The sequence below is a fragment of the Acinetobacter sp. YH01020 genome (genome assembly GCF_013420275.1).
In the GTDB taxonomy this organism is placed as follows: domain Bacteria; phylum Pseudomonadota; class Gammaproteobacteria; order Pseudomonadales; family Moraxellaceae; genus Acinetobacter; species Acinetobacter amyesii.
Genome location: NZ_VOYN01000127.1, coordinates 1 through 1171, shown reverse-complemented (window position 1 = coordinate 1171; position 1171 = coordinate 1). Strand labels below are relative to the sequence as shown.

2 protein-coding genes and 1 pseudogene are annotated in these 1171 nt (G+C 38.3%); all 3 read left to right on the top strand.

Annotation, left to right across the window (positions count from 1 at the left end; genetic code table 11):
- A pseudogene (locus FTT85_RS18485) lies at nucleotides 1-283 on the top strand (ISNCY family transposase); the annotation flags it as partial.
- Nucleotides 284-402: 119 nt separating this feature from the next.
- Nucleotides 403-705 (top strand): type II toxin-antitoxin system RelE/ParE family toxin, encoded by a 303-nt coding sequence (locus tag FTT85_RS18480; protein ID WP_000286964.1) that lies wholly within the window; start codon nucleotides 403-405, stop codon nucleotides 703-705.
- A complete protein-coding gene (locus FTT85_RS18475; protein WP_180136112.1) occupies nucleotides 706-987 on the top strand; it encodes an addiction module antidote protein in 282 nt (93 codons plus the stop codon).
- The last annotated feature ends 184 nt before the right edge of the window (nucleotides 988-1171 follow it).

Below are 1171 nucleotides of genomic sequence, written 5' to 3'. Positions count from 1 at the left end.
TCTTGAGTTCCTGGAATACCCGGATGGTACTGTAGCCCTCATGCATGATGGCCGAAAGATCAATTACAGCCTCTTCGATAAATTAAGTCAGCTGAATCAGCGAGAGATTGTTGAGAATAAACGGTTGGGTGCTGTTCTGAATCATATCCAACAACAGCATGAAGAACTGGAACAACAAAACAAACGCAATCGTTCTCAAAAGATGCCAAGTAGACGTGCACAGAAAACAGCGATTCAACAACGAAATCTGAATCCTGTGCTTGACTTGGAAATGTCCATATAGGACATTTCTATTTGGTTATTAGGTAGGACATTTCTACTTGGGAATAACATCACTGTTTCGAGCCCCAAATATCAAGTTTATTTCTTGCATAAATGTATCCTATAGGATACATTCTACTTATGTACTCAATATATACCACTGAAGTCTTTGATGACTGGTTCACCAAGTTAAAAGACCAGCAGGCAAAAAGACGCATACAAGTCCGAATTGATCGGGTTGAAGATGGAAACTTTGGAGATACTGAGCCGGTCGGTGAAGGTGTTTCTGAATTACGTTTCTTCTTTGGGCCAGGCTATAGGATTTATTACTGCAAGCAAGGGCAAAGGGTTGTTATTCTTTTAGCAGGCGGAGATAAGTCTACGCAAAGTAAAGATATAAAACTTGCCCTGCAATTGGCACAAGATTTAGAGGAGGAGCTATAAATGGCTATTAAACTTCGCAAATGGGACAGTGCTGAGCATCTTAAAACAGAGAATGATATGCAGGCTTACTTACAAGCATGTATTGAAGAATCTAATGGCGATGCCGCATTCATTGCAAAGGCTTTAGGTAACATTGCAAAAGCTAAAGGAATGGCTCAATTATCACGAGATACAGGCTTAGGCCGAGAAAGTCTTTATAAAGCACTTTCTGGTGATGTTAACCCTAGTTTTGATACTGTGATTAAAGTTGTAAAAGCACTGAATTTACGCTTAGCAATTTAAAAAAAGTTATTAAAAAATGGAGCTTTAGGCTCCATTTTTTATGTTATTCCCAAGTAGAAATGTCTATGCGATAAACCATTTAAAATGTCCTGTTTTTAACTACAAGAGTCAAGCACAGGATTTAAATTTCTTTGTTCAATAACAACTTTCTGAGCTTTACGACTCGGCATACTTTTCTTGAGAC